A 16,598-nucleotide genomic window follows, 5' to 3' on the forward strand; every position below is an offset into this window, starting at 1 on the left:
ATGTGAATCATTCGTATAGTTCATACATTCTTTCTCATACTATAAAGTGAAACTTTAATCAGCTCTCACCAATCGGGCTTTTACGGGCAGTTGATCCCCCACCTAACTTCTTCGCTTTCGCTGAATTTTGAGGTGGGGGTCTTACTGCCCATTAATGCGGGATAAAATCCATTACTATAAAGAGCAGTAGAAAGGAATACCTACATTGAAAGATCCAAATTCTCAATATCAAATAGACTACGTATTACTATTTATTTTATTTGCCATTGGGATTGTTAGTTGTTGTGCTATTGCAAGTGCGCAAGCCTCTTTACCGCCATTTTTACAAAACGTCAATTTTGTACTAAAGCAAATCCAATGGTATTTCATTGGATTTATAGCCATTGGTGTTATTATGATTATCGACTTCGATCGTTATCAAAAAATTGCTTGGTATTTGTACAGCTTTGCAATGGTACTACTTATTGGACTAGAACTTCAAGTACCAGGTGCCGTTACAATTAAAGGCGCTACCGCTTGGTACAGGCTCCCAGGCATCGGAAATTTTCAGCCTTCTGAAATTATGAAATTGTTTTTAATTATCGTCATTGGACGAATTATAGCAAATCATAATGAGAAATATTTTTCCCAAACGATACATGACGATTTTTTACTACTTGGAAAAATATTTGCAACAAGCTTGCCACCACTACTACTTATTGCAAAAGAACCAGATTTAGGAAACACAATGGTCATTTCAGCGATGCTTGCAGCAATGATACTAGTTTCTGGCATACGATGGCGTTTTATTTTTGGATTAGTTTCAGGTACTTTCGTTGCTGGATCTACATTAATATATATTTTTTTTACTCACACAGATTTCTTTAAAGCACACATTTTAAAAGAATATCAATTAAATCGCTTCTACGGATGGTTAGCACCTTACAAATATGATGCACAAGGCTATCAATTAAGACAAGCATTCTTAGCGACTGGATCCGGAGAAATGCAAGGAAAAGGGTGGGAAAATGGACAAGTATATTTTCCAGAACCACATACAGATTTTATTTTCACTAATGTCGCTGAACAATTTGGATTTCTAGGCGCAAGTGTCATTATTTCTCTTTTTTTCTTACTCATTTTTCGAATGATTCATATTGCTTTAGAAAGTAATGACCCTTTCGGTAGTTACATTTGCGCTGGTACAATCGGAATGTTTACTTTCCAAGTATTCCAAAATATCGGGATGACAATCGGATTACTCCCCATTACAGGGATAACATTACCTCTTATGAGTTACGGAGGAAGTTCACTGCTTACATACATGATTGCGATTGGATTCATTTTAAATGTTCGCTCAAGAACGAAAATCTTTATGTTTAAATGAACAACACAAAAACGCTATATTTTTATCTCTATCCTTTTTTAGATATACTAATGAAAAATACGATGGAGGTTTAAATATGAAATATGACATTATAGGAGATATTCATGGATGCTTCCAAGAGTTTCAAAATTTAACAGAGAAGCTAGGATATAACTGGAGTAGCGGTCTACCGGTTCACCCTGACCAACGTAAACTTGCATTCGTTGGCGATATTACAGACCGTGGTCCTCATTCATTACGTATGATTGAAATTGTATGGGAACTTGTCATACATAAAAAAGAAGCTTATTACGCTCCTGGAAATCACTGTAATAAACTATATCGATTTTTCCTTGGGCGTAATGTAACAGTCGCTCACGGACTTGAAACAACTGTTGCTGAATATGAGGCACTTCCTTCTCATAAGCAAAACGTTATAAAAGAAAAGTTTATCACTCTTTATGAACAATCACCGCTCTACCACATACTAGATGAAAAAAGAGTAATCGTATGTCACGCTGGGATTCGGCAAGATTACATAGGAAGACGAGATAAAAAAGTACAAACCTTTGTATTATATGGCGATATTACAGGAGAAAAGCATGCCGATGGCTCACCTGTCCGTCGCGATTGGGCGCAAGAGTACAAGGGGCAAGCTTGGATTGTATATGGACATACACCAGTAGCAGAACCTCGATTCGTCAATCAGACAGTCAATATTGATACTGGTGCTGTATTTGGTGGCAAATTAACCGGATTACGTTATCCTGAAATGGAGACTATCTCTGTTCCTTCTTCTTTACCTTTTGTCGCTGAGAAATTCCGTCCAATTTCATAACTACCTTACTTAGCGAAAGATTACCGTATTATTTAGGCAGATCTCATATAAAACTAGGTAAAGTAATTAAAAAAAGATGCAATAAAGTGCATCTTTTTTTAATTACACTACATATAATGTCGCAGGAGGTGACAGAATGAAGAAAAAATCTTCTAAACAAAAAAGAAAATTTCCCCCTTTATATCTGCCCATGTACGGAATTAACAACTGGTGTAGTATTCGGGCTGCAGCGATAGAAGAACTGGAAGAACAAGAGTCATCAAAAAAAAGCAAAGTAAAACCAACATATGTCTCTTTAGAAAATGCTGTGATGAGCCGCATAATCGATCGCAGAAAAATAAAGATGCAACAAAAAAATAAACAGCTCTCAAATCAAGATGAACAGGTAATACATTCTAATCAAACAGAAGAAAAGACGGAAGAAAATATTTCTGTAGCAATAAATAAAAAAGTGGAACCAGAAATTCCAGCTGCTATTATAAACAAAGTAAAAAAAATAAAAGAGGCATTGGCTTCATCGAATGATATACAAACTGAAAAACCACTCATAATTGAGACACCTACACCTGAAAATACAAAAGTTAAAAGGGGCGGCCGATATGCATATGCGGAAGGGCTTCACTCTCATGCGGAGGGCATGGCAGCACATGCGGAAGGCTTATTAACACACGCAAAAGGTTCTTTCTCTCATGCAGAAGGATCAAACTCAAAAGCAACCGGACATAGTTCCCATAGTGAGGGAAGTGAAACGACAGCAGGCGGAGCTTATTCTCATGCAGAGGGGAAACAGACGATTGCTTTAGGCGAAGCAGCACACGCAGAAGGAACCGCAACTATCGCTAACGGATCCTCTTCTCATGCGGAAGGTCATCATACATCAACAGCTCATTTTGCAGGTAGCCATATTATGGGGCGCTTCGGCACTGCAGAAGAAGCTTATTCTTGGTTTATTGCAAATGGTGTAAGCGACACCGACCATAATATCGGGGCTAAATGGCTTGCCCATAATGGAGAAATGTACATTGAGGGTGCGTCTTACAATGCAAGTGGAACGGATTTTGCACAAATGTTTGAAACCGAAGATCATAAACCTATTGATGTCGGTTATTTCGTTACATTTAGTAGCGAAGAAAAAATTCGGATAGCTACTTCACACGACTCGTTCATTTTAGGAATATCTAGTGCAACCCCTGCCCTTATAGGAAATAGCGGGGCTTTAAGTTGGGAAAAACGTTATAAAACAGATAACTTTGGAAAACGCCAATATGTATGGACGGAAACCGAAGAAATACAACCTCTTTTAAATACAGAATGGGATCCAACTCGCAAATATGTAGCAAGAAAAGATCGCGCCGAGTGGCTTCCTGTCGGATTAATTGGACAAATGTTAGTACGTGATGACGGCACTTGCGAAGCACATGGATTTTGTCTTCCAAATGACAATGGCATTGCTACAAAAGCCGAAAGTGGATTTTTCGTTATAAAGCGTACGGGTGAAAACCAAATTTTAATATTATTCCGCTAAGAAAAAGGGAACAAAATTCTTTATAATATAAGAATTTTGTTCCCTTTTTAAGTATGCCGCAACACTTCTTGCATATCGCTTGGAAGCTTTATAGTGAAAGACATCTCTTTCTCTAAAATAGGATGATAAAACGTCAAAGATTTACTATGAAGTGCTTGCCGTTTCATTTCATCCCTTCTCCCTCCATATAAGCTATCACCAAGTAATGGATGTCCTATATGAGCCATATGCACACGAATTTGATGCGTTCTTCCTGTCTCAAGCTCAAGCGCTACATGTGTCTTATGATATGTACTATCAATTACTTTAAAATGAGTAACTGCCCTTTGTCCATCCTCACAAACCGTTCGCTCAATAATGCTATCAGATTTTCGACCAATTGGTGCATCAATCATTCCTTCTCGTTCTACAATCTTTCCGTGAACAATTGCTTCATACGTTCGTTTCACAGCTTTTTGTTGATGCTGCTTCGATAAAAGATGATGCACGAAACGATTTTTTGCAATAAGCATAAGCCCCGAAGTATCACGATCTAAACGTGTTACGATGTGCACTGTACTTGCAAGATGCTGCTTATCATAATGAGATAACAGCGCATTGGCAACACTTCCTGCCGGATGTTCTCTAGACGGAATCGTTGACATATTCGCCTCTTTATTAATGATAAGAACCGCGTCATCTTCATATATAATGCATAAAGGAATATCTTCTGCCATCATCCCTTCACTTCTTTCCTCCATTGGAAAAAAGACACGTAATTCTTCACCAGCACGCAACTGATGACGAACACTCGCATGTTGACCATTTACTTCAATTGCTCCGCCATGAAACTTTATATCCGTTAAAGCGGCTTTAGAAATACCTTTCGTTTTCAAAAATTCCCTAACTAAAGTTCCCTCTTTAGCCGGCCCTATATCCCATTTCAATGTAAATCTGTTCAAATATATAACCCTTTCTATTTATCTGCAACAAACGAGTCACGAACTCGTTTCCAGAACGGGAATGGACGGAAACGAACAAATCGTACTTTCTCGTTTGCGACGCGATACTGGATTGATTTCACATCTTGATGAACCATCGTTAAGTGATCCACTGTAATTTGTAAGTTCATCCCTGCAGCTGGCTTTAACACACATGTATGATGCTTCGGCAATACGAGTGGTGATCCTACAGTACGAAATACACGATTGTTAATGGACGCCATTTCTGCAATTTGAATCGCTTCAATAGATGGGTGAATAATTGCTCCGCCAAGCGCTTTATTATATGCGGTACTTCCTGAAGGAGTAGAGATACAAAGGCCATCTCCGCGGAATGTTTCAAAATATTCTCCGCGTATTTCTACTTCTGTTACTAATGTACCTTCTGCACTTTTTACAGTCGCCTCATTCATCGCTAAATACTGTGACTCTTTACTTCCATTCACATAGCGAATAATAACTTCTAAAAGCGGATATTCCACCACTTGGAATGGTGTTTTCGCAATCGCAATTACTAATTTCTCTACTTCTGTCGGTAACCAATCTGCATAGAAACCTAGATGTCCTGTATGTACACCAACAAATGCTGTTTCATCCAATCGATTATAATAACGATGAAACGCATATAAAAGCGTTCCATCTCCCCCAACAGAAATTACAATATCGGGTTCCTTTTCATCCATTATAAATCCAAAATCTAGCAAGTACTCTTTCATCGTGCTTGCCAGTGTATCTGATGATTGATCTCCCTTTGACATAATTGTAAATTTCATCGCCCAACACCCTTTAGTTTATGATTCGGAATCTTTCGTTTCTTGCTTTCTTGAAAAAGCCTTTTGCGCTTCTTGAATTTCAAGACGAATAGAAGACATTTCTTCATCTAATAAAAACGCCGCTTCAGCTGCACGTTGCAATCGTATTTTAATATCTTCAGGAAAACGTCCACTATATTTATAATTTAAAGAATGCTCAATTGTTGCCCAAAAGTTCATTGCTAGCGTGCGTATTTGGATTTCTACCAATACTTTTTGTTCACCTTGAATCGTTTGAACAGGATAACTAATGACAACATGATAAGAACGATAACCGCTATCTTTCTTTTGCGTGACATAATCACGTTCTTCCACGATTTCAAAGTCATTTCGTTTTCGAAGATATTCTACAACAGGCTTAATCTCATCAACAAATTGACACATCATTCTAAGCCCAGCAATATCCTGCATATCTTCTCTCAATCGGTCTAGCGGTACATTTCTCTTCTCCGCTTTATCAATAATACTTGCAACCGACTTTACCCTTCCTGTTACAAACTCAATTGGAGAATGCTCTGTTAACATTGCAAATTGAGTACGCATTCCTTTTAGTTTCACTTTTAGCTCTGCCACCGCTTGGTGGTAAGGTGCTAAAAATTCTTCCCAATTTCGATTCATTTCAACCACCACCAAAATCAATCCATTTGCTTATAGAAATACTTTTTCTACAGCAGTTACTAATTCTTCTCCGTAATTTGCATTACCTTCAATATTTTCAACTAAATATTCTACTTCTTCTTTTAATCCTTCTAATTCCATTTCAATGTCATTCACGCGAACGAACATAACCACATCGTTATTCATCGCTTCATGCATTGCTTCCCAGCATGTGTGCGGAATACTTACATAAATGAAAGATGATTCATTTTCTAAGATATATAAAAATGATAAATTGTCTGAGTCTACAAGTACGTGATTACGCGCACTTAACTCCTTTACCTCTATTTCACTATTTTCCGCACAAAAAATAAGAGCATTCTCTCTCTTTTCTACGCTCTTAACTTGGATTTTATTTTGCATGCTCTAACTCCTCCATCTCAACTTCCTGTCTTACTTAACAGTATTATTGTATCATAACATGGACGCAAACAAATAAAACATTGAACCAAATTTATGAAAAAGCGATAATGTGTAAAGAATTATTTTTCAAAAGGAGATTATACAATGACACAAGAAATTGAAATTGAATTCAAAAATATCGTTACAAAAGAAGAATTCGATACATTATGTAAATCGTTTTCTATTGAAGCATTTACAAAACAAGTGAATCACTACTTTGAAACACCTGACTTCTCGTTAAAAGAAGCTGGCTCTGCACTTCGTATTCGTCATAAAGGAGAAACTTATACGTTAACGTTGAAACAACCTGCAGAAATCGGTTTATTAGAAACGCATCAAGTCGTAACAGAAGACGAAGCAAAAATGATGATGGAAACAAACACAATCATTCAAGGAGCAGTAGTAGATCAATTACACAAATTACAAATTCCTGTTTCTGCTTTAACATATATGGGTAGTTTAACAACAGAAAGAGCAGAAACATTATTTAAAGGCGGAACGCTTGTCTTTGATCATAGTTTCTATTACAATCACGATGATTATGAAATTGAATTTGAAGTGCAAGATGAAGAAACAGGAAAAGCTGCATTTATTCATTTATTAACGCAACATAACATACCTGTTCGCCATACAAATAACAAAGTAAAACGCTTTTTCCTTGCCAAACAAAAAAAAGCACGCTAAAGTGAAAATTCCACTAGTGAATATGTTTCACTAGTGGATACATCTCACTAAAAAAGTTTACACCCGTAGAATAAGCAAAGAATCTTTGAGAAAGCTGTTTATTTGCCCTCTCGAACATTCCATTGCTACAATAGATATACATTTCATGGAAAAAGGAGTTTATAAAGGATGAGCAAGCAACCGATGACACCATTTGAAGCAATTGGCGGTGAACAATGCATTGCAATATTAGTAGATACATTTTATTCCTATGTCAGTAAACACCCTGACTTATCTCCCATCTTCCCGGAAGATTTAACAGAAACCGCTAGGAAGCAGAAGCAATTTTTAACACAATATTTAGGTGGTCCTAATTTGTACACTGAAGAACATGGTCATCCTATGTTAAGAGCACGCCATCTTCCGTTTGAGATTACTCCAAAACGAGCAGAGGCTTGGCTATCATGTATGGAGCAAGCAATGGATGATACTGGAGTTCATGGTCATATAAGAGAGTTTGTTTTTGAACGTTTAGCATTAACCGCTCAGCATATGGTTAATACTCCAAACGAAACAGGTGAAGTGTAATGGATAAGCAGGAAGCAAAGCATATAAATATGCCATCTCCTTCCGCATGCGAGCATAAGTCTGTAGAAGCATATTTATTTATTGATCCACTTTGTAAAGATTGCTGGGAAATTGAGCCTTTTATTATTAAACTATGGCTTGAATACGGGAAATACTTCTCTATTCGTCATATCGTAACAGGAAAAGTGGATGGAACGAACGCTTCCTCACACAAATGGAATAAACCTGCTAATATTCGATTTGTGTGGGAAAAGACAACCAGTTTACAAGGTTTTTCATGTGATGGAAAGGTACATATGCAAGAAGCATCGTCAACACCATATTTAGTTTCGATGGCAATTAAGGCAGCGGAGTTGCAAGGCCGAAAAGCAGGTTCGAAGTTTTTGCGAAAACTCCAAGAATACATTTTCCTTGAAAATGTATCAAACCCTGACTGCGAACTATTACTTGCATGTGCGAAAGATAGCAATATTGATGTAGAAGAATTTAAAAAAGATCTACATTCTGCTAGTGCAAAAAAAGCTTTCCAATGTGACTTGAAATTCACGAATGAAATGCATATTACAGAAATACCTTCCCTCGTCTTTTTTCATGCGAACTCAGATGAAGAAGGTATTAAAATCGCTGGAAATTATTCCTACGATGTATACGTACAATTATTGAAAGAACTTGTAAAATGTGAAATTGAGCCAGAACCATTACCACCTTTAGAAGTGTTACTAGAAGCAACACAATTTATATCTTCAAAAGAAGTAGCATTTATTTATGATTGTCCGCAACAAGAAATTGAACGCGAACTAAAAAAATTACAACTGAAACGAAAAGTACAAATGATAGAAGTAAAATGCGAACGTTATTGGAAATGGATAGCAAAAGAAAAATATTAAAGGGGATGGGAGAAATTTTCACGTTCAAACAAAGGGGTATATGTTTGTATGTGAATTCGTTCACGCTTATTATATTACAAGATTCGACGTCAGATGACAACCCCTTTTGTCGAATTTCACACTTTTGTCACATTCTAAACGTTTTCATTTTTGAATAAGCTATAAAAAAGGTCATTTAGGGGGTTTATTTATGAAAAAATCTTATATTGCTCTTCTCTTTCTAGCTGTCATCGTTTCTTTTTTCTTGTACATCCTCTCTCTACTACAAGCTTTTCCTAAAATTATTGCCTTACCTCTTTTATTCGGAATCATCGTTATCACTCTCTCTTATTTCAATTATAAAAAACGATTCAAAGGGTTTTAATTTTAAAAATCAGTCGTAAAACTATCCTTTCAGTTAGAAAAACAAAGAAATTCACCTTTCTCTCCGACAAATATCGACATTGAATCTATTCAACAAAAAGACGAGGATACAATCCCTCGTCTTTTTTCATTACTTTTCTTCAAATAATAATGCTTCTAATTCATTTAATTTCTCTTCAAATACTTGTAGTGCCTCTTTTACTGGTTCAGGAGATGCCATATCTACTCCTGCTTTTTTCAGCACTTCAATTGGATAATCAGAGCTTCCTGCTTTTAAGAACTCGTTAATATAACGTTCTACTGCTGGTTGTCCTTCTTCTAAAATCTGTTTAGATAGAGCTGTCGCTGCACTAAATCCTGTTGCGTATTGATATACGTAATAGTTGTAGTAGAAGTGTGGAATACGAGACCATTCTAAACCAATCTCTTCGTCGATTACTAAAGCGTCACCGAAATATTTCTTATTTAAATCATAGTAAATTTCCGTTAACATGTCTGGCGTAACAGCATGTCCTTCTTGTACTTTCTTATGAATAATATGTTCAAACTCTGCAAACATCGTTTGACGGAATACAGTACCACGGAACCCTTCTAAATAATGATTTAATAAATATAGACGCTCTTTCTTATCTTCTGTCGTTTTTAATAAATAATCATTTAGAAGTGCTTCATTACAAGTAGATGCCACTTCTGCTACGAAGATGGAATAATCACCATATACGTGCGGTTGTGTTTTTCTTGTATAGTAACTATGCACCGAATGACCAAACTCATGAGCAAGTGTAAATAAATTATTTACATTATCATGCCAGTTCATTAAAATATACGGATTTGTTCCATATGCACCAGATGAATATGCCCCGCTTCGTTTTCCTTTATTCTCATACACATCTACCCAGCGATTTTCATATGCCTCTTTCAAAATATCAACATATTCATCACCAAGTACGTTTAAAGATTTTAATAAAAGGTCTTGCGCTTCTTCGTATTTCACATTCATTTTCACTTCTGGTACAAGTGGTGTATATAAATCATACATATGAAGCTCATCAAGTCCTAGTGCACGCTTACGAATATCGATGTAACGGTGTAATAAATGTAAGTTGTCATTTACTGTTTCAACGAGTTGATCGTATACTGCTTCCGGAATATTATTATTGCTCAGTGCAGCTTGGCGAGCAGAATCATATTTACGAACACGCGCATTGAAATTATTACGTTTTACTGCTCCGCTTAACGTACTTGCGAATGTGTTTTTAAATTTTCCGTACGTTTCATATACAGCTTTAAATGCATCTTTGCGAACACGAGGATCATCACTTTCTAAAAACTGAATGTAACGGCCATGTGTAATTTCTATTTCTTCTCCGTCTTCCCCTTTAATAGATGGGAATTTTAAATCCGCGTTATTCAACATACCAAATGTATTGCTTGATGAACTCATTACTTCAGATGCTTCCGCTAATAAAGCTTCCTCAGCTTCTGATAATACGTGCGGGCGTTGACGTGTAATTTCTTCTAATGCATGTTCATATACACTTAAATCTCTATTTTCCTTCAAGAATGTTTGCAATGTATCTTCTGAAATCGATAAAATTTCAGGCACAATATACGCTGTGCTACTAGATACTTGTGAATATAAATTTGTTGCACGATCATTTAATGCTTGATATACAGAGTTTGTTGTATCTTGATCGTAACGCATATGAGCATATGTATATAACTTACCTAATCGCATTGATATTTCATCTTCATATTGCAATGCCTCAAGTAAATTGTCCGCAGAGTCACCAAGTTTCCCTTTAAATTCAGTTAACTTCGGTAATAGCTCTTTAATAGCTTGGAATTCTTTTTCCCATTCTGCATCCGTTTGGAAAATATCTTCTAATCGCCACGTACTTGCTTCTTCAATCTCGTTGCGATCTGGTAATGCTTTCGCTTTGTTTTGTTCAGACATTCTTTAAGCCCTCCTTTAAATATCTCTACTTAAGTACAATTCGTTTTTTTCTTATGTAATTCCTTCACAATCATTCTTTATTATATCCGCTTTTCCTCCTCTCATGTTAAAATTTGCCTCAAATAAAGATAGCGCATGTATTAAGCAAATCTCATCATGTTTCATAATTTCCTCCTCTGTTTTTAACATCACGGCATCCCTTATTTTTCGGTACGTATAAGTTCCCACTTTACGTAAAACACCTATATAGCATAAAAATGTCATATATTCAGTAACTGCCATTTTCCATATGTGCTGCGAAAAGTACGGAAGTATCCTCCTTTTCGTATACCTTTTTACATAACTACACACGTATTGAAGAGAAATACACTCTCCCACTGCAAGCTCCCCTATACACTTCATATATAGAAAAGCTTGCCATATAAATGGGTTTGTTTGAAAAGCAAATGCAGAAGGGAGTGGAACACCAATTTCAGAAGGAAAGCTCGCTGGGGTACATTTAAATTGATATAAGAGGCGTAATAATGACTTATAATTATAATTCCAAATCGGTAAGGCATTTTGGCGAAAGTTTTTCTTTCTCTTCTTCCACTCTTCACCCAATCTTTCTTTCCCGAAAGGAACAGGAGAAAAAAGCATTTCAAAAGTAGTCGCATCAGTTGGTAAATATATAGTATGTGAGAAAAAAACATTTGTAGAAAAGGGAGTGACAAATGCACATTTCATAAATGATTTTTGTTTCGGACAGAAGAAAATAAGAAGTGGCTGAGGATAAGATTGTAAGGAGAAAGCCATAAGTGAGGAAAATTTCATCCAATATGCAGATTGCTTTTTCAATTGATTTCCACCAACGATCCAAATGACCTGTATACCAGCTTGCCAATACGAATATGTTCTTTTGTACAGCTGCTCTATAGCGAGGTTTGCACATTGGTATTCAATTGCAATTTTTCTACCCGCCCTCTCTACAAAAACATCTGGTCGTTGCTTAATTTCTGGGAGGTAGTACTCTATATCCACCTGAAAGTTTTGACGTTTGAACCATCTATATAACAATTCTTTACCATGCATATGATACTTTGATTCCGCTTCATAAAAGGCAAGACATGAATCCACTTTTTTATGAGCAAAATGCCAACTTTTTTGTTTCCCTAATTTCATTTGCACTTCCTTTCCGCAAGCTACACAAAAGAATCGTTCTTGTTGACGCATACGGCGCAAAAGCTCTTCATTACAATTATAGAGTAAATGAATTTTTTCACCGTTTTCTCTTTTAGCGATAAATATCGTAATCACACCCTTTCAGCTCCTTATATTCTACAATTTGTTACAAATTCCTTTTAAAAAAGAGATGTCCCAATTTCGGACATCTCTTTTTATAATAAAGGTGATAATAATCGGTACGTTGATTCAACAATTCGTCTATGAAGACGTCTTTTATGAAAATGATCACCATGAATTTCACTTGATTCTTCTAAATCATCTTTAAAGTCTTGAACAAGTTTTCGAATGCTATCTGTATCATATAAAAAGGCATTTACTTCAAAATTCAAATGAAAACTTCTCATATCCATATTAGCTGTCCCAATTGAAGCTAAATCAGAATCAACGATGACAATTTTACTATGAAGAAAACCTTTTTCGTATTCATATATCTTTACTCCTGCATCTAAAAGCTCTGGGAAGTACGATCTCGATGCGTAAAAGACAGTACGCTTATCCGGTTTACTCGGCATTAATAAACGAACATCAATACCAGCAAGTGCAGCAACCTTTAATGCGGATAAAATATCATCATCCGGAATAAAATACGGCGTTGCAATCCAAATTGATTTCCGAGCAGAAGCGATCATTGCGAAATATAAATGCTTAATCGTTTCCCACTTATTATCGGGGCCACCTGCAACTAGCTGCACTCCTCCCCAATGATCACCCTCAACTGCTTTTGCTTGTAAATATTCAGGGGCTAGCACAGCCTCTCCAGTCATATAAAACCAGTCTTGAAGGAAAATAAGTTGTAAACTTTGAACCGCTTCACCACGTAAATACAAATGCGTATCTCGCCAAAAGCCAAAATATTTATTTTTCCCTAAATACTCATCACCGATATTTAATCCGCCTACAAACCCTTCGTTCCCATCAATCACAACAATTTTCCTATGATTTCGATAATTAATCTTATCGTTTAAAATCGGAAAGCGCACAGGAAAGAATGGAATCATTTCTACACCTGCATCGTTTAATTCTTCAATATACGATTTCGATAACTTAAAACTTCCAACCGCATCATATAAAAAGCGAACAACAACGCCTTCTTTCGATTTTTGTATTAAAATATCTTTAATTTCTGTTCCTAATTTATCATCACGCACAATGTAATATTCCATATGAATGTGATGTTTCGCTCGTTTTAACCCATTTAAAATAGCCCGAAACGTTTCATCTCCATTTGTTAATGTCCTCGTTTCAGTTTGAAATGAAATATTTAAAGCTCCTAATCGATCCGCTAAACGAAATAACAGTTCTTGATGCTTATGATTGCGTAAAATTCGTTCTTCGTAATCTTCATGCCCTTTATATTGTAAAAACGCCTGTTCATCAAGTAACGCCTTCTTTTGGAACATTCTTTTTCTTCGAAAATTTTGTCCAAATAATAAATAAGCAAAGAAACCAAATACCGGAAAAATCCCTAAAACAATTAACCATGTAAGTGTTTTAGATGGATGTCGATTTTCTAAGAAAATAACGCAACCAATTAAAAACGCAGATACTGTAAATAAAATACTAATAATACCTAAAATCGAAACATCTTTTATCCCAATCACATCTGAATAAAATGCTACATCAATAAACATACGTAACGAAACAAATAATGCGAACAATAGCAGTATAAAGAAAATCAGCTTTAACGTATTTTTCATCTCTTACCTCCTAACTAAGAAAGCTTTCCTATTCTTCATATAAAAAGCCGATTTCATACTACAGAAATCGGCCTACGTTTTAGCAGGAAAATTATTGCGAATCGTTTCAAGCGCATGCTCTTTCACAATTTGTTTTCCATACTCACTTACACGATGAATTGTTAAAGTTGATTCTTCTCCATATTCTAAAATAATACTTAAAATACGATCGATTTCTTCTTCATCATGTAGCACTTCATCGAATTCCACATATACATAATAGCGGTCCTCAAATGAATACAGCTCATCTTTTATATCTTCAAAGATAAGACGATGACTTAATGAAATGACATCTTCAAAATCATTAAATTTAATTAAAAAGCCAAACGTACCATCTTCATTAAAGTTTGTTCCTGTTTGTTCTTCTACCTCTTCGACTAATTCTTGTTGGAATAATGATTCGATGCCTTCATCTAGAGGAATATCTATAATTTTGTCTACCCCTATCGGTAGTTCCAGCTTTTGTCCGTCCTTTGAAAGCTCTGCTTTCGTGACAAGTACTTCAATCCCTTTATCGACTGCTTGCACTTGAATCCATAACGGTCCATCAATAAAGAAATCGTCATGATCACGAGCTTCGTCCATCATCTCCCAAAAGAGCTCTTCACTTCGTTCGCGATCATACCAAATTTCTTCACGATTAAATCCTCTATCCTCTATATCAATGTACGTAATAAAAAATTTCATCGTATGATCATTAATTCTTTCAATATCCAAAATACAACTCTCCCTTCCTGCTTAGAATTGTTATGAAGGGATTCCCCACTCATATGACAAATCAATAGATCCTTGTACTCTCATTTTATGATAAGATTCTCCAGAATGGAAATAAAATCGATTTATTTTACAAAAATAGTTATATGCCTATCTTTCCTCGATAAACTACATAAATATATTATTATAGCGATTTCTTACTTACAAAAAATTTGGACATACATTTCCACATTCCCCCGTACACTGTAATAAAGTGAAACTTCTATTAGAAGAGATTATTTAACAACAACTTTCTTCATCACATACATATAGTTCGCTTATTAAAACATCATAAATGGAGGCAGACGAATGGACTTAGAGTTTTTAACATCCGTACTAATGATTGTCGGTATCGATGTTGTATTAGGTGGTGACAATGCAATCGTCATCGCACTAGCTAGCCGAAATTTACCTGAATCGAAACGAAATAAGGCTATTTTGATCGGTACTCTTTTAGCGATTGTACTAAGAATCATCCTTACTATACTAGCTGTCTATTTACTCGACATTCCATTTCTACAATTGATTGGCGGGGTTTTACTTACATTAATTGCAGTCAATTTATTAACCGATAATAGCAACGATCTTTCTTCTATTCAAGGAAAAACAACTTTATTTCAAGCTGTGCGGACAATTGTTTTCGCGGATCTCGTTATGGGGTTTGATAATGTTATTGCCATTGCAGGTGCAGCTCACGGGAGATTTTTACTCGTCATAATCGGCTTACTCATTTCTATCCCGATTATTATTTGGGGCAGCAAACTTATTTTAATACTTATGGAACGATTTCCATTCCTCATTTATTGCGGGGCAGCGATTCTTGCCTATACTGCAGGAAAAATGGTTACACATGAAGACAGACTTGCAACCTTTTTTCATAACAATCCAAGTTTCACTACAAGCATTCCTTATTTGTTCATTTTCACTATTTTATGCATCGGCTTTATCGTACAACAAGTTCGATTACGCAATGTGAAACATTAAAAAAAACCTTCTACTATATAATAGGTAGAAGGTTTTCATATTATTATAATTAATTTACAAGACGTTGTGCTTCACGTAATTGGAACGTTCTTACTGTACGTGGTAAGAAACGACGAATTTCGTCTTCGTTGTAACCAACTTGAAGGCGTTTCTCGTCAATCATAATTGGACGACGTAAAATCCCTGGATAGTCACGAATCATCTTATATAAATCTTGAAGTGGTAAAGACTCTAAGTTTACATTCAATTCTTGGAAAACTTTCGAACGAGTAGAAATAATCTCATCCGTTCCGCTTTCTGTCATACGTAAAATCTCTTTAATTTCCTCAATCGTTAATGGATCTGAGAAAATATTACGTTCTGTATAGGGAATATGATTTTCCTCTAGCCATAATTTCGCCTTTCTACAAGACGTACAGCTTGGAGAACTATATAATGTTACCATACAAAGCTCACTCTCCTTAAAGAGTACAAATTCTGTACTAAATACAGTTTTAATTTCTAACTTCAGCAATTTTTCGCGATAACTTGTCTTATTGAAAAGTACAAAAATCGCATTTCATGTAAGCAACAACTTATAATAAACAACAATTACTTTTAATAAGTAACTTCTATAATCATTATACAATAGATTTTGCAAGAAATATACAGTAAATTTCCTGCTAGTTGAGAAAACTCTTCCGTGCATTTCACTGCTATGTAACATGATTACGCTCACTTCAGCTGTACTTTAACAATAACTTTCAATCCTTTTACTACTCACTTCTCATAGATTTTTCATATAATATATAGTTATTTATCTATAATCTTCCCTATGAAAAAGAGAACGTTTTCTTACTTTTTCTTGATAAATCAATTAAGAAATGTAAGACTATACAAATGAG

Annotated in this window: 17 protein-coding genes; 8 read left to right on the forward strand and 9 right to left on the reverse strand. The window is 35.6% G+C overall.

What is annotated here, in order from left to right:
* Window positions 1-205 precede the first annotated feature (205 nt).
* The 3 genes from HMAS_RS18085 (at window position 206) to HMAS_RS18095 (ending at window position 3,708) form a co-directional block, all read left to right on the forward strand.
* Window positions 206-1,366, forward strand: a complete 1,161-nt coding sequence (locus tag HMAS_RS18085) for an FtsW/RodA/SpoVE family cell cycle protein (protein WP_000654702.1) — start codon at window positions 206-208, stop codon at window positions 1,364-1,366.
* A gap of 76 nt (window positions 1,367-1,442) precedes the next feature.
* Window positions 1,443-2,183, forward strand: a complete 741-nt coding sequence (gene prpE, locus HMAS_RS18090; protein ID WP_000872700.1) for a bis(5'-nucleosyl)-tetraphosphatase PrpE — start codon at window positions 1,443-1,445, stop codon at window positions 2,181-2,183.
* A gap of 136 nt (window positions 2,184-2,319) precedes the next feature.
* Complete coding sequence (locus HMAS_RS18095; RefSeq protein ID WP_000730518.1) at window positions 2,320-3,708, forward strand: peptidase G2 autoproteolytic cleavage domain-containing protein; 1,389 nt, start codon at window positions 2,320-2,322, stop codon at window positions 3,706-3,708.
* 47 nt (window positions 3,709-3,755) lie between these two features.
* Here HMAS_RS18095 and HMAS_RS18100 read toward each other — a convergent pair whose 3' ends face one another.
* Genes HMAS_RS18100 through HMAS_RS18115 form a run of 4 tightly spaced genes read right to left on the reverse strand, consistent with a single transcriptional unit; the run spans window position 3,756 to window position 6,520 of the window.
* Window positions 3,756-4,649 carry an RluA family pseudouridine synthase gene (locus tag HMAS_RS18100; RefSeq protein ID WP_025709868.1) on the reverse strand — a complete coding sequence of 298 codons (894 nt, stop codon included), beginning with the start codon at window positions 4,647-4,649 and terminating at the stop codon, window positions 3,756-3,758.
* A 14-nt stretch (window positions 4,650-4,663) separates the two neighbouring features.
* Window positions 4,664-5,461: an NAD kinase gene (locus tag HMAS_RS18105; protein ID WP_000673190.1), complete on the reverse strand. Its 798-nt coding sequence runs from the start codon at window positions 5,459-5,461 to the stop codon at window positions 4,664-4,666.
* A gap of 18 nt (window positions 5,462-5,479) precedes the next feature.
* Complete coding sequence (locus tag HMAS_RS18110; protein ID WP_001081482.1) at window positions 5,480-6,118, reverse strand: GTP pyrophosphokinase; 639 nt, start codon at window positions 6,116-6,118, stop codon at window positions 5,480-5,482.
* A gap of 30 nt (window positions 6,119-6,148) precedes the next feature.
* Window positions 6,149-6,520: a hypothetical protein gene (locus HMAS_RS18115; protein ID WP_001180003.1), complete on the reverse strand. Its 372-nt coding sequence runs from the start codon at window positions 6,518-6,520 to the stop codon at window positions 6,149-6,151.
* Between the two features lie 144 nt (window positions 6,521-6,664).
* Here HMAS_RS18115 and HMAS_RS18120 point away from each other — a divergent pair, with 144 nt between their 5' ends.
* From HMAS_RS18120 to HMAS_RS27750, 4 genes are all read left to right on the forward strand, one after another.
* Entirely contained in the window at window positions 6,665-7,243 is a 579-nt protein-coding gene (locus HMAS_RS18120) for a CYTH domain-containing protein (protein ID WP_000191121.1), read from the forward strand.
* A gap of 168 nt (window positions 7,244-7,411) precedes the next feature.
* Window positions 7,412-7,810 (forward strand): hypothetical protein, encoded by a 399-nt coding sequence (locus HMAS_RS18125; protein ID WP_000043386.1) that lies wholly within the window; start codon window positions 7,412-7,414, stop codon window positions 7,808-7,810.
* Entirely contained in the window at window positions 7,810-8,697 is an 888-nt protein-coding gene (locus HMAS_RS18130; RefSeq protein WP_116344949.1) for a ClpXP adapter SpxH family protein, read from the forward strand. The genes HMAS_RS18125 and HMAS_RS18130 overlap by 1 nt, the downstream gene beginning before the upstream one ends.
* 190 nt (window positions 8,698-8,887) lie before the next feature.
* Window positions 8,888-9,061 (forward strand): hypothetical protein, encoded by a 174-nt coding sequence (locus HMAS_RS27750; protein WP_000750355.1) that lies wholly within the window; start codon window positions 8,888-8,890, stop codon window positions 9,059-9,061.
* Window positions 9,062-9,190: 129 nt separating this feature from the next.
* Here the strand turns inward: HMAS_RS27750 and pepF are convergent, their stop codons facing one another.
* The 4 genes from pepF to mecA all read right to left on the reverse strand — a co-directional run bounded on the left by pepF (window position 9,191) and on the right by mecA (window position 14,694).
* Window positions 9,191-11,017 (reverse strand): oligoendopeptidase F, encoded by a 1,827-nt coding sequence (pepF, locus tag HMAS_RS18135; RefSeq protein WP_000003348.1) that lies wholly within the window; start codon window positions 11,015-11,017, stop codon window positions 9,191-9,193.
* 51 nt (window positions 11,018-11,068) lie between these two features.
* Entirely contained in the window at window positions 11,069-12,313 is a 1,245-nt protein-coding gene (locus HMAS_RS18140; protein WP_000628315.1) for a competence protein CoiA, read from the reverse strand.
* An 80-nt stretch (window positions 12,314-12,393) separates the two neighbouring features.
* On the reverse strand, window positions 12,394-13,938 hold the full coding sequence (locus HMAS_RS18145; protein WP_000799194.1) for a cardiolipin synthase: 1,545 nt from the start codon (window positions 13,936-13,938) through the stop codon (window positions 12,394-12,396).
* 72 nt (window positions 13,939-14,010) lie between these two features.
* Window positions 14,011-14,694: an adaptor protein MecA gene (gene mecA / locus HMAS_RS18150; protein WP_000350713.1), complete on the reverse strand. Its 684-nt coding sequence runs from the start codon at window positions 14,692-14,694 to the stop codon at window positions 14,011-14,013.
* Window positions 14,695-15,039: 345 nt separating this feature from the next.
* Between mecA and HMAS_RS18155 the strand changes: the two genes are divergently transcribed.
* On the forward strand, window positions 15,040-15,714 hold the full coding sequence (locus tag HMAS_RS18155) for a TerC family protein (RefSeq protein ID WP_000362607.1): 675 nt from the start codon (window positions 15,040-15,042) through the stop codon (window positions 15,712-15,714).
* A gap of 49 nt (window positions 15,715-15,763) precedes the next feature.
* On the opposite strand, the gene spx is transcribed toward HMAS_RS18155, so the two are convergent.
* The gene (spx, locus tag HMAS_RS18160; RefSeq protein ID WP_000258267.1) at window positions 15,764-16,159 is read right to left on the reverse strand and encodes a transcriptional regulator Spx; all 396 of its coding nucleotides are present in this window, start codon (window positions 16,157-16,159) and stop codon (window positions 15,764-15,766) included.
* Between the last annotated feature and the right edge of the window lie 439 nt (window positions 16,160-16,598).

Source organism: Bacillus sp. HMA207, assembly GCF_003402455.1.
Taxonomy (GTDB): domain Bacteria; phylum Bacillota; class Bacilli; order Bacillales; family Bacillaceae_G; genus Bacillus_A; species Bacillus_A cereus.